The organism is Clostridium sp. YIM B02506, assembly GCF_022324845.1.
Classification (GTDB): Bacteria; Bacillota; Clostridia; order Clostridiales; family Clostridiaceae; genus Clostridium_T; species Clostridium_T intestinale.
Genome location: NZ_JAKGTG010000016.1, coordinates 38,662 through 62,826, shown reverse-complemented (window position 1 = coordinate 62,826; position 24,165 = coordinate 38,662). Strand labels below are relative to the sequence as shown.

Below are 24,165 nucleotides of genomic sequence, written 5' to 3'. Positions count from 1 at the left end.
TTATATATGTGAATAAAATAACATAAAAAAATTAGTTTTCTCGATAAAAAATTAAATGAAATCGGTTAACTAGTAAAAAGCTGTGAACAAAAAGACCAAAATAAACAATAAGAGCAGAATATTGTTTGTTTATTAATTAACAAATATACTCTAGGTGTAGAAAAAAACTTTTACAGGGGGATACAATAATGAAGAAAAAGATTTTAGCGGTAATGATGGTTTTGACAATTGCTATACCAGTCTTAGCTTTAACTGGATGTAAAAAAACTGAAAGTGCTGATGTAGTAGTAATAGGTGCTGGCGGAGCAGGGCTTTCAGCAGCTGTACAAGCTAAACAAGATGGTGCTAAAAATGTTGTAGTTTTAGAAAAGATGCCTATGGTTGGAGGAAATACTAACAGAGCTACAGGTGGATTAAATGCAGCAGAAACTGAGCAACAAAAAGAAAAAGGAATAAAAGATAGCATAGAAACTATGTATGAAGATACAATGAAGGGTGGATATAACAAAAATAACCCAGATTTAGTTAGAAAATTAGCAAATGAAGCTAAAGATTCTGTTGCATGGTTAACTAAGTTAGGAGCTGACTTAAGTGACGTTGGAAGAATGGCGGGAGCAACTAACTATAGAACACATAGACCTACAGGTGGTGCAGCAGCAGGAGCAAGCATAGTAAAAACATTAAAAGAAGCAGCTGATAAAGAAAAAGTTGATATAAGATTATGGAATAAAGCTACAGAGATAGTATTAGATAAAGATGGAAAAGTATCTGGAGTTAAAGCTACAGATAAAGAAGGAAAAGAATATACAATAAATACGAAGGCAGTTATACTTACAGCTGGTGGTTTTGGAGCAAATGAAGAAATGATTGTATCGTATAATGCGAACTTAAAAGGATTTGCAACTACTAACCACAGTGGTGCTACAGGAGATGGTATAAAGTTAGCTGAGGCAATAAATGCAGATTTTGTTGACATGGCAGAAATTCAAACTCACCCAACAGTTGTACCGGATAAAGCAGTAATGGTAACAGAAGCAGTAAGAGGTAATGGAGCTATACTTATAAATAAAGATGGTAAAAGATTCTGTAATGAGTTAGAAACTAGAGACGTAGTTTCAGCTGCAATACTAGAACAAAAAGATAAATTAGCTTATCTATTCTTTGAAGATGGATTAAAAGAAAGTTTAAAAGCTACAGAAGAATATTTTAATATGGGACTAGTTATAGAAGCAGATAATCTAGAAGAATTAGCAAAGAAGATAGAAGTAAATCCAGCATCATTAACTGAAAGTGTTAATAAATACAATACAGGTGTTGAATCTAAAAATGATGAATTTAAGAGACCAGACCTTCCAAGACAGTTAAACAAAGGGAAAGTATATGCAATTCCTGTTACTCCAGCAGTTCACCACACAATGGGCGGAGTTAAAATAAACACAAATGCAGAAGTTATAAATAAAGATGGAAATACAATCCCAGGATTATATGCAGCAGGAGAAGTTACAGGTGGAGTTCACGGTGGAAATAGATTAGGTGGTAACGCATTAGCGGATATAGTTACTTATGGAAGAACAGCAGGAAAAAATGCAGTAACATTTATAAAATAATTTATAATTTGGAGGATTTATATAGTGAAAAAGTTAATGAGATTAATGAGCATATTAGTGGTTTTAAGTGTTTTATTTGTTGCATGTAGCAGCGGCAAATATAAAGATGGAACATATACAGGAGAAGGAAAAGGAGCTTCAAGTAATATAAAAGTTGAAGTAACTGTAAAAAGCGGTAAGATAGATAATATAGAAGTTCTTGAGCATAAAGAAACTGAGACAATTATAGATGGTGTTAAAAATGAATTAATACCAAATATAATAAAAAAACAAAGTACTGAAGATGTAGAAGCTGTTAGTGGAGCATCGTCTTCATCTCATGGAGTGTTAGAAGCAGTTAACCAAGCTCTAGAAGGAGCTAAAAAATAGAATCCCTTAAAGAACCGTTACAATTAAATTTGTAGCGGTTTTTTATTTTATAGGAGAATATAAGAAGATAAGAGTATAAGAATATAAGAATATAAGAATATATCTTCTTATAAATATAGATTGTTAAGAATATATAGTGTTTATGAGCCTTAGAGCGGACTCGATATAAAATAGAATAAATATAAAACTGTATTAAATTCTATCATTATAGAATACACTTCAAATTCTTCATATAAATTCTATAAAAATGTGGTATCATAGAAAATATAAAAAAAGTATGGAGGAGAAAGACATGAATCCAGTTGCGTTTGATTTATTTGGAATAGAATTTAGATGGTATGGAATTCTTATTTCTTTAGGGATTATACTTGCATTTTTATTAGCGTATATAAATGCGCCTAAAAGAAAAATAGATTTTGAGAAATTAATTGATATATTTATAGTGGCATTTCCACTAGCGATAGTGGGAGCAAGAGCTTATTATGTTATATTTGAATTAGATTATTATAGAAATAATTTATCTGAAATTATAAATATAAGACAAGGTGGCTTAGCTATACATGGAGGTCTTATTGGAGCTATGCTTGGAGCTTTTATATATACGAGATGGAAGAAGATATCTATGTTAGATTATGCAGATTTAGCAGCACCATCAATAATACTAGCTCAAGCATTAGGTAGATGGGGAAACTTTTTTAATTCTGAAGCGCATGGTGGAAAAGTATCAGAAGAATTTATAAGTAAATTTCCAGAGTTTATTCAAAAAGGAATGTATATAAATGGATCTTATTATAATCCAACATTCTTATATGAATCTATTTGGAATGTTCTTGTGTGTATATTTTTAGTGTGGATATATAGAACATATAGAGGAGACCTTAAGGGAAGATTGTTCTTTGCTTACTTTGCATTATATTCATTAGGAAGAGTGTTTATTGAGGGCTTAAGAACAGACAGCTTATACTTTATGGGAATAAGAGTAGCCCAATTAGTAAGTGTTATAGGTATAATAGTTGGAGTTATATATATAGCAGCTGTAACTTTTAGAGAAAGAAATAAAGCTTAAGATATATGGGAATAGTTATTGATAGCTATTCCCATATAGTTTTCAATAAGTGAAAACTTACCACAGGTCTATTTTAGTATAATGCCTTGACTCAATACTTTTAAATTGTTATAATGGAATACGTGTCAGGAAATTAGGTGATAACCTAATATACCTAGAGGAAATGCACTGATATGGAGAGATGTCTGAGCGGTTGAAGGAGCTCGCCTGGAAAGCGGGTGTAGGGGAAACTCTACCGGGGGTTCGAATCCCCCTCTCTCCGCCATATGCCGTGCTAGATGGGGAGTTAGCGGTGCCCTGTAACCTGCAATCCGCTATAGCAGGATTGAATTCCTCGCCTAGGCTTTAATTTGTGGAGTCTGCCCTAAGCAAGTAGTGTTGAGGATTGGGTCCCACGCAACGGAAGCTCATGAACCTCGTCAGGTCCGGAAGGAAGCAGCGATAAGTGAATCCTTCCGTGTGCCGTGGATTAACCTGGTCTGAGCTAACTACTTAGGTAACGTTCATAGATTACTGTCGAAGTGAGGTGCACGGTGTTATATTGTATATTAACCTTTAAGAGAAATCTTAAAGGTTTTTTTCATTTTAAAGGAAGATTAAAAAAAAGAATATACTATAAAAAAGTTATCAACAACATATTGTGGACAATGTGGATAACCTATACTATATGTAGAAATTTCGACGGCATGCGGCTGGAAAACAAGAAAAAATATGTAAAAAAATATCACAAAAAAAGGTTTGGTAGAATTTACATTAATAAAACTCCTTAATAAGGTAAAAAATACTTTAGAAAAAAGGAGGGTTTATATAATGAAAAAATTATTAGGAATACTTTTAACAGCTATGCTGATTTTAGGAATAGTTATGGTTCCAGTAAAGGCTAAAGAGGATAAAGTTGCAGGAAATATATACCCATTTCAGCTTCCAGCATTAAAATATGCATACAATGCACTAGAACCATATATAGATGAAGCTACAATGAGAATACATCATGACAAACATCATCAAGCTTATATTGATAACTTAAACAAGGCATTAGAAAAATATCCAGAGCTTCAAGATAAAACTTTAGAATACTTATTATCTAATTTAGAAAAATTACCTAAGGAAATTAAAGAACAAGTTAGAAATAATGCAGGTGGACATTATAATCATACATTCTTTTGGGAAATAATAGGGCCTAATAAAGGTGGAGAAGCAAAAGGGGAATTAAAAACTGCTATAGATAAAACTTTTGGTTCGTTTGATAAATTTAAAGAAGAATTTAAAAAAGAGGCGTTAGGTAGATTTGGATCTGGATGGGCATGGTTAATTAAAGATGATAAAGGAAATCTTAAGATAGTATCTACTCCAAATCAAGATGGACCAGTAGAATTAGGTGTTAAGCCTATAATAGCTATAGATGTATGGGAACATGCATATTATCTTAAATATCAAAATAAAAGGGCTGAATACATAGATAATTGGTGGAATGTTGTAGATTGGGATAAAGCTGAACAGCTATATAAAACTAAATAGATTTTTATAAAAGGGAGATATCTTATCTTCCTTTTATTATGGATAAAATTAATATTTACTAAAGCTTATTAGAAAATGTATAATTATAAATAAAATAAAAGGGGGGAGGAAGTGCAGTGAAAGTAAAAAAGAGAGTTAATTATGTAGTAAATGGATTATTTATGATTTTAGGATGTGCTTTAGTATCAATAGGATTAGAGATATTTTTGGTTCCCAATGGGCTTGTAGATGGGGGCGTCGTAGGAATGTCAATTATGGCAAGTCATGTATCAGGGCTTCCTCTAGGACTATTTACATTTTTGTTTAATGTTCCATTTTTTATATTGGGATATAAACATATAGGAAAGACTTTTACTATATGTACTTTATTTTCAGTAATTTGTTTATCTATAGGAGTAAGTGTATTACATCCTGTACCAGGAATAACCCATGATATATTATTAGCAGCGGTTTTTGGTGGTGTAATAATGGGGGCAGGAGTAGGACTTATAATAAGAAATGGCGGTTCTTTAGATGGTACAGAAATAGTAGCTATTATCTTAGATAAGAGGGTCAGTTTTTCTATAGGTGAGATTGTTATGTTTTTTAACCTTTTTATATTAGGAATATCTTCCCTAATATTTGGATGGGATAAGGCAATGTACTCATTATTAGCATATTTCATAGCATTTAAGGTAATAGATATTGTTGTAGAAGGATTAGATGAAGCTAAAGCTGTAATGATTATATCAGAACAGTACGATGATATAACAAGTGCAATCATGGACAGGCTAGGAAGAGGGCTTACATTATTAGATGGAAAAGGTGCATATAAAGGTTTAGAAACTAATGTTATATATGTAATAGTCTCTAGACTTGAGATAACTAAATTAAAATCTATAGTTTTAGGGTTTGATGAAAATGCATTAATAACCATAGGAAATGTTGAGGTAACTGGTAAGAGATATAAAAAGAGAGCTATACATTAATAAAAAGAGAGTATTAGAAATTTTCTAATGCTCTCTTTTTATTAGATTTGTATACTGATATTTTAAATTGTTCTCTTCTTGTACAGGACTCTCATAAGTCTTTTCCCATTTAGAGTAGTCTATTTCTGGAAAGAAAGTATCACCATTAAAATTTTTATAAACTTTGGTTAAATAAATCTTTTCAACATATGGGAAGAACGAAGCGTAAATTTCTCCGCCACCAATTATAAAAACCTCTTCAGGATTATTAGAGTATTTTTCTAAAATAGTTTCTAATGAATTAATAACAGTCACGTTTTTATCATCTATACTAAAATTTTTATCTCTAGTTATAACTATATGATGTCTGTTAGGAAGAACTTTTGGTAGAGAAAGAAATGTTTTTCTTCCCATAACGATAGTATTACCATCAGTTATTTCTTTAAATCTTTTTAGATCCCCTGGCAATCTCCATAGGAGATTGTTATCTTTACCAATAGAATTATTTTCAGCTACAGCTACTATTATTGAAAGCATAAGAACATCCTCCTTTATCTAGTAATTATATAATAAAATGGTGTAAGTATAAAGATACAAAAATATTTTATATTTAAAAATATTTTTCCCAAATAAGTAAGTGTGACTACATGCGGATTGATGTGAATTTACTATGTATAAGCTCTTTAATAAATGGAAAATTCATATTGACAATTTAAATACAAAGTGGTATTTTTAATAATAATTCAAGAAAAATATAGTATTCATACTAAAAAACTAGGCAATAACTATTAGGGGGAGAAAACATGAATATCAAAGTTAACGGAGAACAAAAAAGTTATGAAGAAATTTTAACAGTAACTGGGCTTTTAAAGGCAGAGGATGTAGAAATGCCAGATATGGTTTCGGTTCAATTAAATGGGGAGTTTTTAGAAAGAGATAGTTTTTCTGACACCAAGCTTAAAGAAAATGACGAAGTAGATTTCTTATACTTTATGGGAGGTGGAAGTATTGGACTTTAGAGATGATCAAATAGAGAGATATTCTAGACACATAATACTTTCAGAAGTTGGGGTAGAAGGACAAGAAAAACTTCTTAATTCTAAGGTTCTTATAATAGGTACTGGTGGACTTGGGGCCCCAGCGGCAATGTTTTTAGCAGCAGCAGGTGTTGGAACTATAGGACTCGTTGATGCTGATGTTGTTGATTTATCTAATCTTCAAAGACAAATAATTCACCAAACAAAAGATGTAGGCAAGCTTAAAGTCCAATCAGGAAAAGAAACTATAAATGAAATGAATCCAGATATAAATGTAATAACTTATCATGAGTTTGTTACATCAGAAAATATATTGAAGATAATAGCAGATCAAGATTATGACTTTATCATAGATGGTACAGATAATTTTTCAGCTAAGTTTTTAATAAATGATGCCTGTGTATTAGCTAAAAAGCCATTCTCTCATGGTGGGATAATAAGATTCCAAGGTCAGCTTACAACATATATACCTGACAATGGAACACCTTGTTATAGATGTATATTCCAAACACCACCACCAGAAGGTGCAGTTCCAACTTGTAGAGAAGCTGGAGTTTTAGGGGTTATGGGAGGAGTGATAGGAACACTTCAAGCTACTGAAGCATTAAAATATTTGCTTGGAATCGGGGAACAACTTGCAGGATATCTTCTTACTTATGATTCATTAAAGATGCAATTTAAGAAAATCAAAGTAAATCATAATAAGAAATGTGGAGTTTGTGGAGAACATCCTACTATAACTGAACTTATAGATTATGCAGCTCCAACTTGTGACCTTAAGCTTTAGGTTTAACTTAGGAGGGCTATATAATGATATATTTACCAAAAGTAGAGTATGAAAAGATAATTAACCAAGCTAAAGCAGAATACCCATTAGAGTGTTGTGGACTTATCGCAGGTACAAAAAAAGAAGAGGATATCTATATAGAAAAGGTATATGCATTAAGAAACATAGATGAAAGTAGTGAACACTTTTCTATGGATCCCAAAGAGCAGTTTGATACTATTAGAGCTATAAGAGGAAAAGCACTGATATTATTAGGGAATTACCACTCCCATCCTTATACTCCATCAAGACCATCAGAGGAGGATAAGAAACTTGCCTACGATCCTAAAGCTTTATATGGAATAGTTTCGCTAGAAAAAGAGGAGCCAGTTTTTAATATATTCAAGATAACTAAAGAAGGTGTGGAGAAGTTAGAATACCTAATTAGTTAAATAATTATTTGGGGTGTGTGAAGATGATTAATGTATTAGAAGAGCATTTTAAAAGTGTAGAAGAGTTTGATATAAAGTCGAAACAGTATCTAAATAAAGAAATAGACCCATTAAGATTTAAAGCATTTAGAGTAGCTATGGGAATTTATGAACAAAGAGAAAAAGAAACTTACATGGTTAGACTTAGAATACCTGGTGGAGTAATTAACCTAGAACAGTTTGAAACAGTATCTAAACTAGCAGATAAGTATTCTAACGGTAAAATACATCTGACTTCTAGAGAAGATATTCAGTTTCAAAATGTAGAATTAACAAATGTTCATGCTATTATGGAAAAGTTAATAAAGGTGGGAATAATCACAAAGGGAACTGGTGGAAATACAGTAAGAAATGTGGCTTTATCACCATTATCAGGAGTTTCTAGTGATGAAGTCTTTGACGTAACTGCTTATGTAAAAGAGGTTACAGACTATCTTATTAAGGATCCATCAACTATGAATCTTCCAAGAAAGTATAAAATAGCTTTTTCAAACTCTCCAGAAGATACAGCCAATGCGACTATTTCTGACTTAGGATTTATTGCAAAGCTTCAGGATGGAGTTAAGGGCTTTGAAGTATATGGTGGAGGCGGCTTTGGTGGAAATCCACGAGTAGCTATTAAGTTATCACATTTTATAGAAACTAAAGAAGCTTTATATTATGTACAGGCTATGAAAGAACTTTTTGAAAAAGAAGGAGATAGAAGCAATAAACATAAAGCTAGAATTAGATATATAGTTCATAGATTAGGGGAAGAAAAATTCCTTGAGCTATTCAATAATGAGTTAAATAGGGTAAAAGCGAGTAGAAACCTAGATTTAGTTATAGAGGACAGTGCTTTTGAAAACACTGACTATGATGCAGGATATTCTATTGAGATAAAAGATGAATATAAAAATGTTATATTTAAGCAAAAGCAAGATGGATATTATTCAATTTATGTTCATCCTCAAAGCGGAAATATGAATTCAGAATCTATAAATAAGATAATAAATTTTGTTAAGAATTTAGGATATTATGCTGACATTAGGCTAACTTCTACGCAAGGACTTTATGTAAGAAATTTAAAAGGAAATGATGTAGAAAAACTAGCACAAGAGATTGAAGAGTTTTCATCAAGATTTGATTTAGATAATTCAGTAACCTGTGCAGGAGCATCAACCTGTCAATTAGGATTATGTTTATCTCAAGGACTACTAAGGGGAATAAAAGAAGAGTTTAAGGGAGCAAGTGATGAAATCAAGGATGCTTTACCTAGACTATTTATTTCTGGATGTCCTAACTCTTGTGGACAACATCAAAAAGGAGCAATTGGGTTTAGTGGAAGAGCAATAAGATCTGAGGATGGATTAGTTCCATCTTATTCAATATCATTTGGTGGATTCGTAGGTGCTGGTGGAGCAAAAATGGGTGAGGTTTTTGGAGATATTCCAGCTAAAAAGATTCCTAAATATCTTATAGATCTTGCTGGTTTAAAAGTTTCTTCAGAAATTAAGGACTTTGAGAAGTTCCTAAAAGAAAAAAGAGAAGATATAAAGAAATTAGTTGAAGACTATTCTTCTGTAGATAGCGCTAAAGAGAATCCAGAACTTTATTATGATTTTGGTGCTTCTAAAAAGTTCTCTATAGAAGGTAGAGGAGCTGGAGAATGTAGTACAGGAGTATTTGATGTTATAAAGTTAGATTTAGCCAATGCAGATAGCTCACTTCAAAAATTCTCTGTAAGCAAAAGTTCAGCTGATCTATATAGCGGAGCAGTATCAGCAGCTAGAGCGCTTTTAATATTAAAAGGTGTTGATACAGATAAGGATAGACAAATATTTAAAGAGTTTAGCAAACATTTTATAGAAGAGGGATATGTAAAAGAAAGTATAAAAGATCTTTTTGATGAACTTATAGATTACAAATTAGGAGATGTAAGTGATATAACCTCTAAAGAAGATGATATTAAATACTTAGCAACTAAAGTTAAAGATATGTATGCTTCTTTAAATGGACAATTAGAAATAACCTTAGCGAAAGAAACTGAAATAGAGGCAGAAAAGGTTGAAGATTCTAAACCTTCTGTTCAAGTTGTTGACTTTAGAGGTGTTCAATGTCCTATAAACTTTGTAAAAGTTAAGGTAGAGCTATCTAAGATAAAATCTGGAGATCAGAGAGGGTTTTACTTAGATGATGGAGCGCCAATAAATAATGTTCCTAAGAGTGTTGAAAAAGAAGGACACAAAATAATTTCTATAGACACTAACTATGATGGCTATAACTTATTAGTTATAGAAAAGAAGTAGGGGGTGCGCTTATGAAGTTTACCACGAAGTTAATTCATGGAAATGAGGCTTTAGATAGTACAGGAGCTACTAACACTCCTGTGTTTCTATCCAATGCATATGCTCACACTTCACCAGAAAAGCTTGAAGGAATATTTAAGGGAACAGCTATGGGGTTTGCTTATACAAGAATATCAAATCCTACTATAAATGCCTTTGAAAGAAGAATAGCTAGTGTAGAAGGTGCAATGGCGGCTACAGCAGCGGCTTCAGGCATGAGTGCTATATATCTAGCTATTATGAACATAGTTGAAAGTGGAGACGAAATAATATCTTCTTCAGGATTATTTGGAGGAACTTATACTTTATTTAGAAACCTAAAATCCTATGGGATAAAAACTAATTTTCTTGAGACTTTAGATGAAGAATGTTTAGAAAAAGTAGTTACTGAAAAAACTAAGGTTCTATTTGCAGAAGCTATAGGAAATCCTAAGCTAGACATTTTAGATATTGAAAAAGTAAGTGAGTTTTGTAATAAGCACAATATTATATTTATTGTGGATTCAACCATAACAACTCCATACCTAATAAATCCTATAAAATATGGAGCAGATGTTGTTATACACTCAACTTCAAAATATATAAACGGAACTTCTAATTCAATAGGTGGAGTTATCGTTGATGGTGGAAGTACTAAATATAAAAGTGAGAAATTCGAGAACTTCAGTAACTACTCTAAGAAGTTTGGAAAGATGGCCTTCACAGGTAAGCTAAGAGATACAATAGGAAAAGATTTAGGTGCAGCCTTATCACCTATGAGTGCTTTTTTAAATCTTACTGGAATAGAGACTCTGTCATTAAGAATGAAGCAGCACTGTGAGAATACCGTAAAGGTTGCAGAATACTTAGAGGCTCATGAAAAGGTGGTTTCAGTAAATTATCCTAAATTAAAATCTTCACCTTATTATGATTTAGCTGAAAAATATTATGAAAAAGGTGCCAGTGGGATTTTAACTTTTAGACTAGGAAGCAAAGAGAGATGCTTTAAGTTTATAAATGCATTAAAACTAATAGTTAATCTTACTAACGTAGGAGATACAAAAACACTTATAATACACCCTGCATCAACTATATGCCTAAACAATACAGAGGAAGAAAAACTTCAAATGGGAGTTTATGAAGATCTAATAAGATTATCTGTTGGAATTGAGGATATAGAAGATATAATCGGGGACATTGAAGAAGCATTAAAGGCTATATGAGGTGATGATATGGAGAAAAAATCAACTAATGTAGTGTGGCACAAAATGAATGTCTCTAGAGAAGATAGAGAAGAGCTATTAAAACAAAAGGGAGTTGTCTTATGGTTCACTGGTCTATCTGGGTCAGGAAAGTCTACTGTAGCATCAAGCCTAGAGAAGAGGCTTCATGATATGGGAAAACTGACTTACACCCTAGATGGAGATAATGTAAGACATGGATTAAATTCTGATTTAGGTTTTTCAGATGAAGATAGGGTAGAGAATATAAGAAGAATAGGAGAAATATCTAAGCTTTTTGTAGATGCTGGAGTGATAACCATAGCTACTTTTGTTTCTCCATTTAGAGAAGATAGACAAAAGGTAAGAGATCTACTTGGAAAAGATTTTGTTGAGATATACATTGACTGTCCAATAGAAGTATGCGAGAAACGAGATCCTAAAGGAATTTATAAAAAGGCTAGAGCAGGAGAGATAAAACATTTCACTGGAATTGATTCACCTTATGAAAGTCCTATAAATCCAGAGATAGTAGTATCAACCCATTTAAATACTTTAGATGAATGTGTAGATAAGTTAGTAGCTTATCTAGAGGAGGGTTTATGGAGCTAAAAACTAAGGTTTTAACTACGGATCTTTTAATAATAGGGGGAGGAGCAGCGGGCTGCTTCTCTGCTTTAAAGGCTAGTGAAAATGAATCAATAAAGGTCTTAGTAGCTGAAAAAGCAAATATAAAAAGAAGTGGTTGTCTAGCGGCTGGAGTGAATGCATTAAATGCTTATATAGTTGATGGAGAAACACCACAATCATTTTTAGATTACGTAAAAGAGGAGTTTTACGGTGTTATTAGAGAAGACTTAGTTTACACAATTGCAGAGAGACTAAATAGTGTAACTAAAAAAGTAGAAGAATATGGACTTCCTATATTAAAAGATGATAAGGGCAATTATCAATCAAGAGGGAAGAGAAGTATAAAAATAAACGGTGAAAATATAAAACCACTTTTAGCAGAACAACTAGCTAAGAGAAAAAATATAGAAGTTCTAAATGGAGTTAATATAACTGATTATATAGTGAAGGATAATAAGGTCATAGGTGCTTACGGCTTCTCTATAAAAGAAAATATTTTCTATGCGATATATAGCAAAGCAACTATTTGTGCAACAGGAGGAGCTGCTGGAATATATAAACCTAATAATGCAGGCTTTTCGAGGCACAAAATGTGGTACAGTCCTTTTAATACTGGGGCAGGATATGCTATGGGAATAAGAGCTGGAGCTGAGATGACTACCTTTGAGATGAGGTTTATAGCTTTAAGATGTAAGGATACTATAGCTCCTACAGGAACTATAGCTCAAGGTATAAGAACTCCACAAATAAATGGCAGTGGAGAAACCTATGTCAGAAAGTATGGAGATCCTACTACTATAAATAGACTTCACTCAACTTTAATGGAGAATATGCAGGGACTTGGACCATGTTACCTTAAAACGCAAGGTATATCAGAGGAACAGGAAATGGACTTATTAAAGGCTTATCTTAATATGGCACCTAGCCAAACTTTAAAGTGGGTTGAAAATAATACATCACCATCGACAGAAAATGTTGAGATAGATGGAACTGAACCATATATAGTTGGTGGACATACAGCTAGTGGTTATTGGGTAGATAGAAATAGGAAGAGTACATTAGAAGGGTTATATGCAGCAGGAGATGTGACAGGGGGAAGCCCTAAGAAATATGTTACAGGATGTTTTGTTGAGGGAGAAATAGCATCGGAGGATGCCTTAGAGTATATAAAGAAGCAACAGTTAGAAACTTTAGCTGATAGTGAAATTAATAGTAAGCTTGAAGAGTTAAATAAATTTTTCCTAAATGAAGAAGTAGATTTATCTATAGAAGATTTAGAAAAAGAAATGCAGACCATAATGGATGAGTATGCAGGTGGAATATCTAAATATTATAGATATAGCAAAGAAAGCTTAACTATGGCTAAAACTAAAATTAAAGAGCTGTTTGAAAAAGTTAATAGATTAAAGGCTAATGATTTACATGAACTTCTATTTATTTATGAAATAATAGATAGACTTCAGGTTTCAGAGGTGCTTATAGAACATTTATTAACAAGAGAAGAGACTAGATGGAAATGCTATGAAGAAAATATTGATTTTCCTGAAAGAGATGATGATAACTGGTTTAAGTATGTAAACTCTGTATATAAAGATGGGGCTATAAAGATTATTTTAAGAGATATAGTAGGAAAGGATGAAAATTATGAGCATAAGAATTCGTAAAGAAACATGTATTAAATGTGGAAAATGCTTAGAGGTTTGTCCTGGAAGCTTAATATATAGAGACTCTGAAGGCAAGGCATATATTAAGTATGAAAAAGACTGCTGGGGTTGTACGGCATGCTTAAAAGAATGTCCAGTAAAGGCTATAGAATATTATTTAGGTGAAGATATAGGCGGAAAAGGGGCTTATCTTTATGTTAATAAACAAAAAGAAGATCTTCACTGGCATATAGTAGATAAAAACGGAAATGAAAAAGTTATAACAACTAATAGAAAAGAATCTAACAAGTATTAGGTTATAAAATCTAAGAAGGGGGAAAAGCATGGGGAGAAGAACCATAAGCCTAGCTTTAAGTTTTATTTTTATCCTTGCAATGTTAGCAGGCTGTGATTCTAAAAAAAGTAATGAAGATTCTTCTACCGTAAGAGTAGGTTTTTTTGCAAATTTTACTCATTCACAAGCTTTGATAGGTAAAAACAGAGGAGATTATCAGAAAGCTTTAGGAAGCGACATTACTATTGATTGGAAGCAATTTAATGCAGGTTCTTCAGAAATAGAGGCTTTTCTAGCAGGAGAACTTGATTTAGGATTTATAGGACCTGGACCAGCTATAAATGGATTTACAAAATCCAAAGGAGATGTTGTTATTATTGCTGGATCTACAGATGCAGGAGCCATTTTAGTATCTAAAAAGGATTCTGACATTAAAACTGTTAAAGATTTAGATGGTAAGAGAATAGCTATACCTCAGTATGGAAATACTCAGGATTTATGTCTAAGATATCTATTAAGAGAAAATGGATTAATGGAAACAACTAAAGGTGGAACTGTTGATGTAGTTCAGGCTACTAATGCAGATATAAAAACTCTTTTAGATAAAGGTGATATAGATGGAGCTTTAGTTCCAGAACCTTGGGGAGCTAGATTACAAAAAGAAGTAGGAGCTAATTTAGTTCTAGACTATAACGATATATGGAGAAATGGAGAATATCCTACAACTGTTGTTATTGCTCGTAAGGAATTTTTAGAAAAACATCCAGATGTAGTGGAGGATTTTTTAAAAGCTCATGTGGAGCTAACAAGCTATGTAAATAACAATAAAAAAGAGGCAGCTTCTTTGGTTAATGAGGAAATAAAAAATTTAACTAAAAAATCTTTAGATGAAGATGTATTAGAAAAAGCTTTCAGTAGAATTACAGTAACAAATGACCCAAATCCAGAAATTATGAACGAGATGATAAATTTATCCTTGAGGGTTAGTTTTATAAAAGAAGAGTATAAAGGAAGCAATTTATTTGAATTAGATATACTTAATAAAGTTCTACTTAAGGGGGATGCCAGGTGAGTTTAAGAATAGAAGCAGTAAGCAAAAGATTTATAACGAAGCATAAAGATACACACACCCTAGATACTATAAATCTCACCTTCAAAAAGGGGGAATTTATATGTCTTTTAGGCCCTTCAGGATGTGGAAAATCCACCTTGTTAAATATAATTGCGGGGCTTGAGAAACCTACTGAAGGTAGATTGTTTTTAGATGATAAAGAGATAAAAGGTGTTGGACCAGATAGAGCCGTAATGTTTCAGGAATCAGCATTGTTTCCTTGGCTTAAGGTTATAGATAATGTGGAATTTGGAATGAAGGTAGCTGGAGTTCCAAAAGAAGAAAGAAGAGAGAAGGCTTTAAAGTATATAAAAATGGTGCATTTAAGTAAGTTTCAAAACTCTTATATACATGAACTATCAGGAGGAATGAGGCAAAGAATAGCTTTAGCTAGAGCATTGACTCTAGATTCAGATGTACTACTTATGGATGAACCTTTTTCAGCATTAGATTCTCAAACTAAAAGTATTTTAAGATTACAACTTCAAAATATATGGTGGGAAACTAAAAAAACTATAATATTTGTTACGCATAACGTTGAGGAGGCTGTCTTACTAGGAGATAGGGTCATTGTAATGGCAGCTAACCCTGGCAGAGTAAAAAAAGAATTTAAGATACAGCTTGGAAGACCTAGAGAAGAAGGAAATCTAGATGTTGCAGCAGTAACCGCTGAAATCATGAAAGAACTTAAAGAGGAGGTGGAGAAGGTTGCAAAAGCAGAATACGATAGTGATTGGAGTATTAAAGAAAGTAGCATTTTATATGATTCTACTAATGATCTGGGAGCTGGTTTATAAACTGGGGGTAGATGTATTTAAGATATGGAAGCCATATATTTTCCCATCTCCAATAGATGTAGCCAAAACCTTAGGAGAACTTATAAGTGATAATACTTTGTTTATAGCTATAGCAGCTAGTATAAAGAGGCTTTTTATAGGCTATTTAATATCTTTAATAGTGGGAATAGCTTTAGGGCTTTTAATTGTAAGATATAAATATTTGGATGAAAACTTCAGATCCATGATATTAGGGCTTCAAACACTACCTAGTATATGCTGGATACCTTTTTCAATCCTTTGGTTTGGAATAAATGAGCAGGCAATTATATTTGTTATAGCTATAGGATCAATATTTGCAATATCCATAGCTACAGAATCAGGAATTAAAAATGTTAATCCTATATATGTTAAGGCAGCAAGTACTATGGGAGCAAAAGGCTTTAGGTTATATTGGAGCGTAATAATTCCATCAGCACTTCCGGCTATAATATCTGGGATGAAGCAAGGTTGGTCATTTGCTTGGAGAGCTTTAATGGCTGGAGAAATGATGTCAGCAACTAAGGGACTGGGACAGGTCCTTACAGTTGGGAGAGAACTTGGGGATATAAGCCAAGTAATGGCTATTATGATAGTAATAATAATATTAGGATTTGTTTTTGATAAATTAGTGTTTGAAAAGTTAGAAAAAAATATTAGATATAAGTGTGGATTAGAAGTTAAATAAGAAGGGGGCTATCAAATGGATCATTTAGATAGATTAGAAGCAGAAAGTATTTATATATTAAGAGAAGCATATAAACATTTAGGGAAGTTAGGTATGCTTTGGTCAATAGGTAAGGATTCTACAGTAATGTTGTGGCTTGCTCAAAAAGCCTTTTATGGAAATTGTCCGTTTCCATTAATACACGTAGATACAACTCACAAAATACCAGCAATGATAGAGTTTAGAGATAAAGTAGCTAAAGAATATAATCTAAACCTTATAGTAAATACAAATCATAAAGCTTTAGCAGAAGGAATGGGACCCGAACAAGGCAGATTAGTATGTTGTAAAGCACTTAAAACAGATGCTCTTAATGAAATCACAAAAAGAGAAGAGTTTGATGGACTTATAGTTGGAGTTAGAAGAGATGAGGAAGGCTCAAGATCTAAGGAAAGAATATTTAGTGAAAGAAATGCTGAATCAGAATGGGATTATACTGATCAACCACCAGAATTATGGAATCAATTTAAGACAGATTTCAGAAAAGGAAACCACATAAGGGTGCATCCTATCTTAAACTGGACTGAGCTTGATGTTTGGGAATATATAAAGAGAGAAAATATTCCTCTAATTGATTTATACTTTGCTAAAGATGGTAAGAGATATAGAAGCTTAGGTTGTGCTCCATGTACAAACCCTATAGATTCAAATGCTACTACTATTGACGAAATCATAGAAGAACTTAAAAATACAAAAGAAACTGAAAGATCAGGTAGAGCACAAGACCAAGAAGATGCACATGCATTACAAAAACTAAGAAAACTTGGATACATGTAGGAATGGGGGGCAACATAGTGAGTAAGGAAAGAGAAAATTTAAATATAGTAGTTGTAGGACACGTAGATCACGGTAAATCAACCCTTATAGGTAGACTTCTTTATGATACAGATTCACTTCCAGCAGGGGCTATAGAGAAGGTGAAAAGAATATCAGCAGAGAAGGGAAAGAGCTTTGAATATGCTTACCTTTTAGATGCTTTTGAAGAAGAACAAAAGCAAGGTATAACAATAGATATAACAATGCTTCAATTTTTTACTGAAAAAAGAGATTACGTAATTATAGATGCACCTGGACATAAAGAATTTTTAAAGAATATGATATCGGGAGTAGCTAGTGCAGAAGCTGCAATACTAGTAGTAGATGCTAAAGAGGGTATACAAGAGCAATCAAAAAGGCATGGATACATACTTTCACTTTTAGGAATAAAGAAAGTATATGTAGCAGTAAATAAAATGGACTTAGTTGATTATTCAGAGGAAAGATTTAATGAGATACAAGCTCAATTTAATGAATTCCTAAATAACTTAAACATATATCCAGAAAGGTATATTCCTATATCAGCCTTCTATGGAGAAAATATAGTTTCAAAGGCTAAAAATATTCCTTGGTATAGAGGTGGCTCAATCCTAGAAACTATGGACAGTATAAAGAAAGATCAAGGAATTGAACGTAAAGGCTTAAGATTCCCTATTCAAGATGTATATAAATTTGATACAAGAAGAATTATAGCAGGAAGATTAGAAGCAGGAACACTAAAAGCTGGAGATGAAATAGTTATATATCCAAGCGGAAAAACTACAAAGGTTAAAACTATAGAATACTGGCAAGAAAAAGATAAAACTGATAAAGTAACAGCAGGAATGTCTGTAGGAATAACTGTTGAAGATGAATTCTTTAATAAAAGAGGAGAGGTAATCTGTCATAAAGAAGATCCTATTACAGTTGCAAATGTATTTAATGCAAATATATTCTGGCTTGGAAAAACTCCGCTTGTAGCAAATAAAAAATATAAGCTTAAAATTACTACAGATGAAGTAGAATTCGAAGTTTTATCAGTAAATAAGATAATAGACGCAGCAACATTAGAAAGCAAAGCAGATTTATCTGAAATTAATAAAAATGACGTAGCAGAAGTAACAATAAAAACCAAACATGCTATATGCTTTGATGAATTTACAAAACTTCAAGCTACAGGAAGATTTGTAATTGTAGATGGATATGATGTAAGTGGTGGTGGAATTATATCTGGAGTTGAGGATTCTTTAAGAAGAGAAATTAAAGAACTTAAAACTAACAATCTAGCAATTAGAAAAAGACTTGTATCTAGAAAAGAAAGAGAAGCTAAGCTTAATCAAAAAGGAAAAGTAATATGGCTTACAGGTGTTCCTGGCTGTGGTAAAAATGAAATAGCAGTTAAGCTTGAAAAGAAGCTGTTTGATTTAGGTAAAAAGGTGTATTATTTAGATTCATCTAACTTAAGATTTGGCTTAAGTTCAGACTTAGCTTTTGATAGAAAAGATGCGTATGAACAAACAAGAAGAATTGCGGAAGTAGCGAATCTTTTTGCAGATAGTGGAACAATAACAATAGTTTCGGCAGTAAGTAGATTTAAAGAAGACAGAGAATACGCAAAAGATATCATAGGTAAAGACAGCTATACGGAAATATATGTAGAAGCTCCTAGTGAAATCTGCAAAAAGAGAAATCCTAATGCATTTAAGAATGATAATGCAAAGGAATATCTATATGAAAAATCAGATTATCCAACACTTTCTCTATATATAGATGACGCTGAATTTAACTCAGATAAAAAAGCAGAAGCTATTTTAGAAACTCTTAATTTAACAGTAGAATATTATATATAAGCATAAAAGACTCACTATGCGCTCTAGTATAGTGAGTCTTTTTTCTATGTAGAGCTAATGGGAAAAGTTATAATAAACGAGGTTTCTTCTATAGAACTTTCAACAGTTATATTTCCTTCATGAAGTTCTATAATATTTTTAGCTATAGCTAGGCCTAAGCCTGAGCCACCAGATTCTTCTGAACGAGATTTTTCAACTCTATAGAATCTCTCGAATATAAAGGGGATGTCTATAGCTGGTATAGGTTCACCATAATTTATAAATTTAATAATTACTTTACCAAGATCTTTATGTACGTATATGTCTATAAAAGGACTAGACTTAGAATGTTTTATACAATTAGTTATAAGATTTTCAAAAGCTCTTACTAATTTATTTACATCCCCGAATATAAAGATTTTTTCATCAGGAAAATATAATCTGCACTCCATATTAGCTTTTCTAAAATTCAATCTATTTTCAAGAGTAATTTGATTTAATAACTCTATTAGATTTATATTTTCTTTAGATAGTTTGAGTCCATAATTATTTAAGGTAGTAAGCTCAAAAAGATCATCTATTAAAAATTTTAATCTTTTAGATTTTAAGTAGGCTATATTAGTGTAGTGCCTTAAGGTAAGTTCATCTTTATATTTATCTGAATCAACTAGTTCTAAATATCCTATTATAGAAGTAAGAGGGGTTCTCAAATCATGAGAGATGTTAGTTATAAGATCTCTTTTAGTCTGCTCAGATTTACGTTCCTCTAAAATAGCATCATTAAATTTACTCATTATGGTATTTATATTTTTAGCAAAACCTCCTAGTGAAAGTTTTGAATTTATGGGAATACGAGCTTTAAAATTACCATTAGACATATCCTTTACTTGATTGCTTATTTCTAAAAAGTATATAATCTTATTTTTAGAAACCATATGAAAGCTAAAAAGGAATATAAAGATTGCAAAGATATTTTTAATCAAATCAACATTCAATAATAACCTAAATTTATATATATACATTGTTAAAGTTGAGTTATCACTAACTATAAAAAATAAAAAAGCTTTCCAAATAATTAAGGACATTAGAAAAATTAAACCAGTAAGCAATACTGGATAAATAAACATAGATAATAATAGTAATTCATGTTTATAAATATCAGATTTTTTCAATTTTATATCCCACCCCCCAAACAGTATGAATGATTTTTTCACCTTCGGTATAATATTCAAGTTTATCTCTAAGATTGCTTATATGAACCATAACGGTGTTATTTGATTGATAATACTTTTCTTTCCATATCTTTTCAAATATTTCTTCACTAGAAAAGATTCTACTAGGGTTTGTAGCTAAAAGAATCAGTATATCAAATTCCTTAGCAGTTAAGGTTATCTCGTTATCATTTACGGAAACAAAATGTGTGGACTTCCTAATAGATAAATTACCAAGCTCTAATAAATCATCATCTTTGTTTATTTCAGAAGAGTTATTGAATAAATAAGTCCGTCTCAACAAAGTTTTTACGCGAACCACTAATTCTAAGGGATCAAAAGGCTTAGTTATATAATCATCAGCTCCTGTTAAAAGACCGGTGATTTTATCCGTATTTTGCCCCTTAGCACTGAGCATTATTATTGGTATATTCATAGTTTGACGTATTTCTCTACAAACTTCTATACCATCTATACCAGGCATCATTACATCTAAAATTACTAGATGAGGAGTTTCTTTACTTAACATATGTAAAGCAGAGTATCCATCTGATGCCTTAAGGATTGAGTAACCTTCATTACCCAAATATATTTTTAGAAGGTTTAATATTTCTTTGTCATCGTCTACAAGTAAAATTTTTTCTCTCAATTTTATCACCCCAGTAGATTATAATACAAAATTATTTCTCTAGGTATTGTTCTAATACTAAGTCCTTAGTAAATATCTCTTTTGAAGCCTTTTTCCCAACATAACGTATATGCCAAGACTCGTAACTATATCCAGTAATAGATTCTTTCCCTAATGGATACCTAATAATGAAACCATACTTATAAGCATTTTTTGATAGCCATTTTGCTTCTGGAGTGTTTTCGAAAATCACATAAGAATCCTTAGTTGTTACATCCATAGCTAGACCTGTTTGATGTTCGCTGTATCCTGGTTTCGCTACGTATTCGTCAGCATGTTTTCTACCTTGCTGCTTAATAGTTCTCTCATAAATTGATTTCTGAGTAGAATAGGAGCGGTATCCAGATAAGGAGTATAAATAAATATTATCCTTTTTTGCAGCATTAAATAATTCCTCTAAAGCTGTTGAGACTTCTTTTCTCAAAAAATGCTCTTCTTCAATTGAGTTTGGAGAAAAACTAACATTTGGTATAGTTAGGTCATCAGGCTTATAATCTTTATCTAATTTATTGTCTTTATTTACAAGCAACAAAATACTAGAATAATCCTTTGAATTGTCCATAGAGGATTTTATTAAGTGTTTAGGAAAATTAATTAATATTAGTATCAGTAGTAATATTAATAAAAATACTTTTTTATTACCTCTCCTTTTCTTATAATACCTCTTCACAGTTTATACCTCCTAAATATTTATCTGATATCTAGCCCAAAGTGGCAAGATTTTAGCCTTATTGCTCCTTGCGAGAATAAGTTCAATAAGGCAATTTTACAAATAATTATTAAAGAGGCTTATAATTAAACCTTAAGAAACCTAAAGAAATTATTAATAAGTTAGTATATTTAAGAAATTCTTTAGATTATATAAAAATAGTGGCTAAAAACTAATTTTTCACTTAGTTTTTAGCCACTTATAATATTATAATTTTCCTAAAGTTAGCTTTCCAGAAGAAACACTTAGATTATAAGTATTACCTCCATCTTTATATTTTGCAACACCACTTTTATTATCTTTATTAAAGTCGGATAGGGGGAAGTCCAATACTATACTTCCAGAAGATCTTTTATATCTAACTTCAAAACCATTATTATCAGGGATTGATATATCTGTTTTACCAGAAGATACTTTAGAACTTAAGGTTTCAGGAGTTATTTTGCTAGATATTTTTGTACTACCACTAGAAGTTTGAGTATCTATATTAGTGAATTCACCTTCTACCACTAACTTACCAGAACTAATATCTGTTGTCATGATATTAGACTTAATAGCGTTCGCATTAAGAGTACCGCTAGATAATCTCAACTCCGTATTTTCAGCAGTTAGATTTTTTAAATCACAAGTTCCTGAACTAAGATATACATCTAAATTTTTAAAGTTCAGACCATCCATTGAAAGTTTACCAGAGGACATAGATATAGATAAATCATCAGAATAATCTTTTGGTATATATAAGTCTATTTTCTGAGAAAAAATCTTTACACTAAAGAATGTAATTTTGTTAGGTTTAGTAAATATAAGAGAATTACCTTCCTTTGAAATAGAAATTAAATCTTCATTTTTAAGAGTAGTAGTTGAGCTTTGCAAAAGTTTAACTTCATTAGAGTCTGTAGGGTATATAGTTACTAGTTCACTTCCAAAATTTCTTAAGTCTATTTTACTAATAGAATCAATAGAAGCTGTCTGCTCGTTTGTAGAAGTATACTTCCCATTTAACCTAAATATAAAATCTGTAGGACTAAAGTTTCCAAGGATTAAAGACACTAATATAAATAAAGATACAATTGCCAATATAGAAGAAGCAATTATTCTTGTTATAGCAAATTTTTTATTCATAACTACCTCCTTTTCTTTAAGTCGAAGGCAGCTGAAATAATCTGATCAATTGCCGCACCTATGACAAAAATTATCCAAGAGAATGGCCAAGCATTAAAGTAAAAACTTATAACAAGATATATAGCTACAATTGTAATCCACATAGCAGAAGTGATTGATTTTTTAATTCGTACATTTTCTGAGTTAGCAGCTTTCCATTCTTTAAATTCCTCTACTAAAGTTTCATCTTTTTTTAAATATTTAGGACTAGTCATTCCGTTATATATAAGAATTCCAGTAGCTATTGCTATACATATAAACATTGGTATAACTCCTAGATTCTCATCTAAAGAAAGAATATCAAAAATTATTACAAAGCAAGGGCTCAAAATATATAATCCAACTGCTACAGCTACTAATAAAGCTGATTTCTTTTTTCTTTCATCAATTAAATCTGAGTTAACTTCATCTGGAGAGTTAAGGCGATTAATTAATTCGTCCACATCTCCTATACTTGAAATAACAATATTGCAAGCTTCATCTTCTGGATATCCATCTGACATTAAATCAGTGTATTTTGCATCTAAGTTTGAAAGCAGTTCTTCTTTTAAGTCGTAAGTTTTTTTATTTTTAGGTGCATCTTCAAATAAGTTGTTAACGTATCTATAAAGTTTATCATTCATTAATAACCCCTCCATTAAATTAAACTATCAATTAGTTTTTTTGTTCTTTCCCATTCTGATTTATTATAAGTATAAGATTCACGTCCAAGTTTCGTTATTGAGTAATACTTTCTCCTGGCAGCTGTGTTTTCTTCTCCCCAATAAGAAGTTATTAAACCTGACTGTTCTAATCTACGAAAAGCTGTATATAAAGTTGCTTCTTTTAGTTCATATTCATTATTTGTTTTCATTTGTATGGATTTATTTATTTCATAGCCGTAGCTATCTTTTTCTAATAATTGAGATAAAATAATAGTTTCTGTATGACCTCTAATCAAATCTGATGCAATAGACATAGTTTCCTCCTTTGCAATATATCGTCTCTATAGTTATATAATATAAATATATACCTCGCCTGTCAAGGTATATCTGAATAAAAAAGCAAACAGTATTAAATTTATAAAACTAGTAATTTAGGTTAAATTTATTTTAATTTTGTCAGAAAAGTATTGTAGAAACAGCTTTTATGTTAAAATTCCTAAGAATGGAAGAATGGAAGAATGGAAGAATGGAAGAATGGAAGAATGGAAGAATGGAAGAATGGAAGAATGGAAGAATGGAA

The 24,165-nt window shown here is 31.6% G+C and carries 25 protein-coding genes, 1 tRNA gene and 1 other RNA gene; 20 read left to right on the top strand and 7 right to left on the bottom strand.

What is annotated here, in order from left to right; translation table 11 throughout:
* The first annotated feature begins 188 nt into the window (after positions 1 to 188).
* The 7 genes from L1S49_RS13225 to L1S49_RS13195 all read left to right on the top strand — a co-directional run bounded on the left by L1S49_RS13225 (position 189) and on the right by L1S49_RS13195 (position 5,528).
* Complete coding sequence (locus tag L1S49_RS13225) at positions 189 to 1,607, top strand: flavocytochrome c (protein ID WP_238905215.1); 1,419 nt, start codon at positions 189 to 191, stop codon at positions 1,605 to 1,607.
* 24 nt (positions 1,608 to 1,631) lie between these two features.
* Positions 1,632 to 1,976, top strand: coding sequence for an FMN-binding protein (locus L1S49_RS13220; protein ID WP_139259372.1), 345 nt, complete (start codon positions 1,632 to 1,634; stop codon positions 1,974 to 1,976).
* 277 nt (positions 1,977 to 2,253) lie between these two features.
* Positions 2,254 to 3,042, top strand: a complete 789-nt coding sequence (gene lgt, locus L1S49_RS13215; RefSeq protein WP_275299595.1) for a prolipoprotein diacylglyceryl transferase — start codon at positions 2,254 to 2,256, stop codon at positions 3,040 to 3,042.
* 175 nt (positions 3,043 to 3,217) lie between these two features.
* A tRNA-Ser gene (locus tag L1S49_RS13210) sits at positions 3,218 to 3,307 on the top strand.
* Between the two features lie 4 nt (positions 3,308 to 3,311).
* An RNA gene (ffs, locus tag L1S49_RS13205) (signal recognition particle sRNA large type) lies at positions 3,312 to 3,576 on the top strand.
* Between the two features lie 330 nt (positions 3,577 to 3,906).
* Positions 3,907 to 4,560, top strand: a complete 654-nt coding sequence (locus tag L1S49_RS13200) for a superoxide dismutase (protein ID WP_238905290.1) — start codon at positions 3,907 to 3,909, stop codon at positions 4,558 to 4,560.
* A gap of 161 nt (positions 4,561 to 4,721) precedes the next feature.
* Positions 4,722 to 5,528 (top strand): YitT family protein, encoded by an 807-nt coding sequence (locus L1S49_RS13195; RefSeq protein ID WP_073021842.1) that lies wholly within the window; start codon positions 4,722 to 4,724, stop codon positions 5,526 to 5,528.
* Between the two features lie 24 nt (positions 5,529 to 5,552).
* On the opposite strand, the gene L1S49_RS13190 is transcribed toward L1S49_RS13195, so the two are convergent.
* Complete coding sequence (locus tag L1S49_RS13190; RefSeq protein WP_238905213.1) at positions 5,553 to 6,044, bottom strand: dihydrofolate reductase; 492 nt, start codon at positions 6,042 to 6,044, stop codon at positions 5,553 to 5,555.
* Positions 6,045 to 6,310: 266 nt separating this feature from the next.
* Here L1S49_RS13190 and thiS point away from each other — a divergent pair, with 266 nt between their 5' ends.
* The 13 genes from thiS to L1S49_RS13125 are packed head-to-tail and all read left to right on the top strand — an operon-like array spanning position 6,311 to position 19,193.
* The gene (gene thiS, locus L1S49_RS13185; RefSeq protein ID WP_238905211.1) at positions 6,311 to 6,526 is read left to right on the top strand and encodes a sulfur carrier protein ThiS; all 216 of its coding nucleotides are present in this window, start codon (positions 6,311 to 6,313) and stop codon (positions 6,524 to 6,526) included.
* Positions 6,516 to 7,331: a molybdopterin-synthase adenylyltransferase MoeB gene (gene moeB, locus L1S49_RS13180; RefSeq protein ID WP_238905208.1), complete on the top strand. Its 816-nt coding sequence runs from the start codon at positions 6,516 to 6,518 to the stop codon at positions 7,329 to 7,331. Before thiS ends, moeB begins: the two co-directional genes overlap by 11 nt.
* A 23-nt stretch (positions 7,332 to 7,354) precedes the next feature.
* Positions 7,355 to 7,762, top strand: a complete 408-nt coding sequence (locus L1S49_RS13175; protein WP_238905206.1) for a M67 family metallopeptidase — start codon at positions 7,355 to 7,357, stop codon at positions 7,760 to 7,762.
* A 23-nt stretch (positions 7,763 to 7,785) separates the two neighbouring features.
* Positions 7,786 to 10,089: a sulfurtransferase TusA family protein gene (locus L1S49_RS13170; protein WP_238905204.1), complete on the top strand. Its 2,304-nt coding sequence runs from the start codon at positions 7,786 to 7,788 to the stop codon at positions 10,087 to 10,089.
* Positions 10,090 to 10,100: 11 nt separating this feature from the next.
* Positions 10,101 to 11,330, top strand: a complete 1,230-nt coding sequence (locus L1S49_RS13165) for an aminotransferase class I/II-fold pyridoxal phosphate-dependent enzyme (RefSeq protein ID WP_238905200.1) — start codon at positions 10,101 to 10,103, stop codon at positions 11,328 to 11,330.
* A gap of 9 nt (positions 11,331 to 11,339) precedes the next feature.
* The gene (gene cysC / locus L1S49_RS13160) at positions 11,340 to 11,939 is read left to right on the top strand and encodes an adenylyl-sulfate kinase (protein ID WP_238905198.1); all 600 of its coding nucleotides are present in this window, start codon (positions 11,340 to 11,342) and stop codon (positions 11,937 to 11,939) included.
* On the top strand, positions 11,930 to 13,621 hold the full coding sequence (locus L1S49_RS13155) for an adenylyl-sulfate reductase subunit alpha (RefSeq protein ID WP_238905196.1): 1,692 nt from the start codon (positions 11,930 to 11,932) through the stop codon (positions 13,619 to 13,621). The genes cysC and L1S49_RS13155 overlap by 10 nt, the downstream gene beginning before the upstream one ends.
* On the top strand, positions 13,602 to 13,916 hold the full coding sequence (locus L1S49_RS13150; RefSeq protein WP_073021647.1) for a 4Fe-4S dicluster-binding protein: 315 nt from the start codon (positions 13,602 to 13,604) through the stop codon (positions 13,914 to 13,916). The genes L1S49_RS13155 and L1S49_RS13150 overlap by 20 nt, the downstream gene beginning before the upstream one ends.
* Before the next feature lie 28 nt (positions 13,917 to 13,944).
* Positions 13,945 to 14,967 (top strand): aliphatic sulfonate ABC transporter substrate-binding protein, encoded by a 1,023-nt coding sequence (locus L1S49_RS13145; protein WP_238905195.1) that lies wholly within the window; start codon positions 13,945 to 13,947, stop codon positions 14,965 to 14,967.
* Positions 14,964 to 15,803: an ABC transporter ATP-binding protein gene (locus L1S49_RS13140; protein WP_021803901.1), complete on the top strand. Its 840-nt coding sequence runs from the start codon at positions 14,964 to 14,966 to the stop codon at positions 15,801 to 15,803. The genes L1S49_RS13145 and L1S49_RS13140 overlap by 4 nt, the downstream gene beginning before the upstream one ends.
* The gene (locus tag L1S49_RS13135; RefSeq protein ID WP_238905194.1) at positions 15,781 to 16,509 is read left to right on the top strand and encodes an ABC transporter permease; all 729 of its coding nucleotides are present in this window, start codon (positions 15,781 to 15,783) and stop codon (positions 16,507 to 16,509) included. Before L1S49_RS13140 ends, L1S49_RS13135 begins: the two co-directional genes overlap by 23 nt.
* A gap of 15 nt (positions 16,510 to 16,524) precedes the next feature.
* A complete protein-coding gene (gene cysD / locus L1S49_RS13130; RefSeq protein ID WP_021803899.1) occupies positions 16,525 to 17,325 on the top strand; it encodes a sulfate adenylyltransferase subunit CysD in 801 nt (266 codons plus the stop codon).
* 17 nt (positions 17,326 to 17,342) lie between these two features.
* Positions 17,343 to 19,193, top strand: a complete 1,851-nt coding sequence (locus tag L1S49_RS13125) for a GTP-binding protein (protein ID WP_238905192.1) — start codon at positions 17,343 to 17,345, stop codon at positions 19,191 to 19,193.
* A 44-nt stretch (positions 19,194 to 19,237) separates the two neighbouring features.
* On the opposite strand, the gene L1S49_RS13120 is transcribed toward L1S49_RS13125, so the two are convergent.
* The 6 genes from L1S49_RS13120 to L1S49_RS13095 form a co-directional block, all read right to left on the bottom strand.
* The gene (locus L1S49_RS13120) at positions 19,238 to 20,344 is read right to left on the bottom strand and encodes an ATP-binding protein (protein ID WP_238905190.1); all 1,107 of its coding nucleotides are present in this window, start codon (positions 20,342 to 20,344) and stop codon (positions 19,238 to 19,240) included.
* On the bottom strand, positions 20,331 to 21,032 hold the full coding sequence (locus L1S49_RS13115) for a response regulator transcription factor (RefSeq protein ID WP_073021632.1): 702 nt from the start codon (positions 21,030 to 21,032) through the stop codon (positions 20,331 to 20,333). Before L1S49_RS13115 ends, L1S49_RS13120 begins: the two co-directional genes overlap by 14 nt.
* A 31-nt stretch (positions 21,033 to 21,063) precedes the next feature.
* Positions 21,064 to 21,741 carry a M15 family metallopeptidase gene (locus L1S49_RS13110; RefSeq protein WP_238905188.1) on the bottom strand — a complete coding sequence of 226 codons (678 nt, stop codon included), beginning with the start codon at positions 21,739 to 21,741 and terminating at the stop codon, positions 21,064 to 21,066.
* Between the two features lie 246 nt (positions 21,742 to 21,987).
* Positions 21,988 to 22,902 carry a DUF4097 family beta strand repeat-containing protein gene (locus tag L1S49_RS13105; RefSeq protein WP_238905186.1) on the bottom strand — a complete coding sequence of 305 codons (915 nt, stop codon included), beginning with the start codon at positions 22,900 to 22,902 and terminating at the stop codon, positions 21,988 to 21,990.
* A 2-nt stretch (positions 22,903 to 22,904) separates the two neighbouring features.
* Entirely contained in the window at positions 22,905 to 23,564 is a 660-nt protein-coding gene (locus L1S49_RS13100) for a permease prefix domain 1-containing protein (RefSeq protein ID WP_238905184.1), read from the bottom strand.
* A gap of 14 nt (positions 23,565 to 23,578) precedes the next feature.
* The gene (locus tag L1S49_RS13095) at positions 23,579 to 23,899 is read right to left on the bottom strand and encodes a PadR family transcriptional regulator (RefSeq protein WP_238905182.1); all 321 of its coding nucleotides are present in this window, start codon (positions 23,897 to 23,899) and stop codon (positions 23,579 to 23,581) included.
* Positions 23,900 to 24,165: the final 266 nt, after the last annotated feature.

Coding starts and splice junctions, on each gene's coding strand:
- L1S49_RS13225 (WP_238905215.1), top strand. CDS start 189: ATGAAGAAAAAGATTTTAGCGGTAATGATGGTTTTGACAATTGCTATA.
- lgt (WP_275299595.1), top strand. CDS start 2,254: ATGGAGGAGAAAGACATGAATCCAGTTGCGTTTGATTTATTTGGAATA.
- L1S49_RS13200 (WP_238905290.1), top strand. CDS start 3,907: ATGGTTCCAGTAAAGGCTAAAGAGGATAAAGTTGCAGGAAATATATAC.
- L1S49_RS13195 (WP_073021842.1), top strand. CDS start 4,722: ATGATTTTAGGATGTGCTTTAGTATCAATAGGATTAGAGATATTTTTG.
- L1S49_RS13190 (WP_238905213.1), bottom strand. CDS start 6,044: ATGCTTTCAATAATAGTAGCTGTAGCTGAAAATAATTCTATTGGTAAA.
- thiS (WP_238905211.1), top strand. CDS start 6,311: ATGAATATCAAAGTTAACGGAGAACAAAAAAGTTATGAAGAAATTTTA.
- L1S49_RS13175 (WP_238905206.1), top strand. CDS start 7,355: ATGATATATTTACCAAAAGTAGAGTATGAAAAGATAATTAACCAAGCT.
- L1S49_RS13170 (WP_238905204.1), top strand. CDS start 7,786: ATGATTAATGTATTAGAAGAGCATTTTAAAAGTGTAGAAGAGTTTGAT.
- L1S49_RS13165 (WP_238905200.1), top strand. CDS start 10,101: ATGAAGTTTACCACGAAGTTAATTCATGGAAATGAGGCTTTAGATAGT.
- cysC (WP_238905198.1), top strand. CDS start 11,340: ATGGAGAAAAAATCAACTAATGTAGTGTGGCACAAAATGAATGTCTCT.
- L1S49_RS13155 (WP_238905196.1), top strand. CDS start 11,930: ATGGAGCTAAAAACTAAGGTTTTAACTACGGATCTTTTAATAATAGGG.
- L1S49_RS13150 (WP_073021647.1), top strand. CDS start 13,602: ATGAGCATAAGAATTCGTAAAGAAACATGTATTAAATGTGGAAAATGC.
- L1S49_RS13145 (WP_238905195.1), top strand. CDS start 13,945: ATGGGGAGAAGAACCATAAGCCTAGCTTTAAGTTTTATTTTTATCCTT.
- L1S49_RS13135 (WP_238905194.1), top strand. CDS start 15,781: ATGATCTGGGAGCTGGTTTATAAACTGGGGGTAGATGTATTTAAGATA.
- cysD (WP_021803899.1), top strand. CDS start 16,525: ATGGATCATTTAGATAGATTAGAAGCAGAAAGTATTTATATATTAAGA.
- L1S49_RS13105 (WP_238905186.1), bottom strand. CDS start 22,902: ATGAATAAAAAATTTGCTATAACAAGAATAATTGCTTCTTCTATATTG.
- L1S49_RS13100 (WP_238905184.1), bottom strand. CDS start 23,564: ATGAATGATAAACTTTATAGATACGTTAACAACTTATTTGAAGATGCA.
- L1S49_RS13095 (WP_238905182.1), bottom strand. CDS start 23,899: ATGTCTATTGCATCAGATTTGATTAGAGGTCATACAGAAACTATTATT.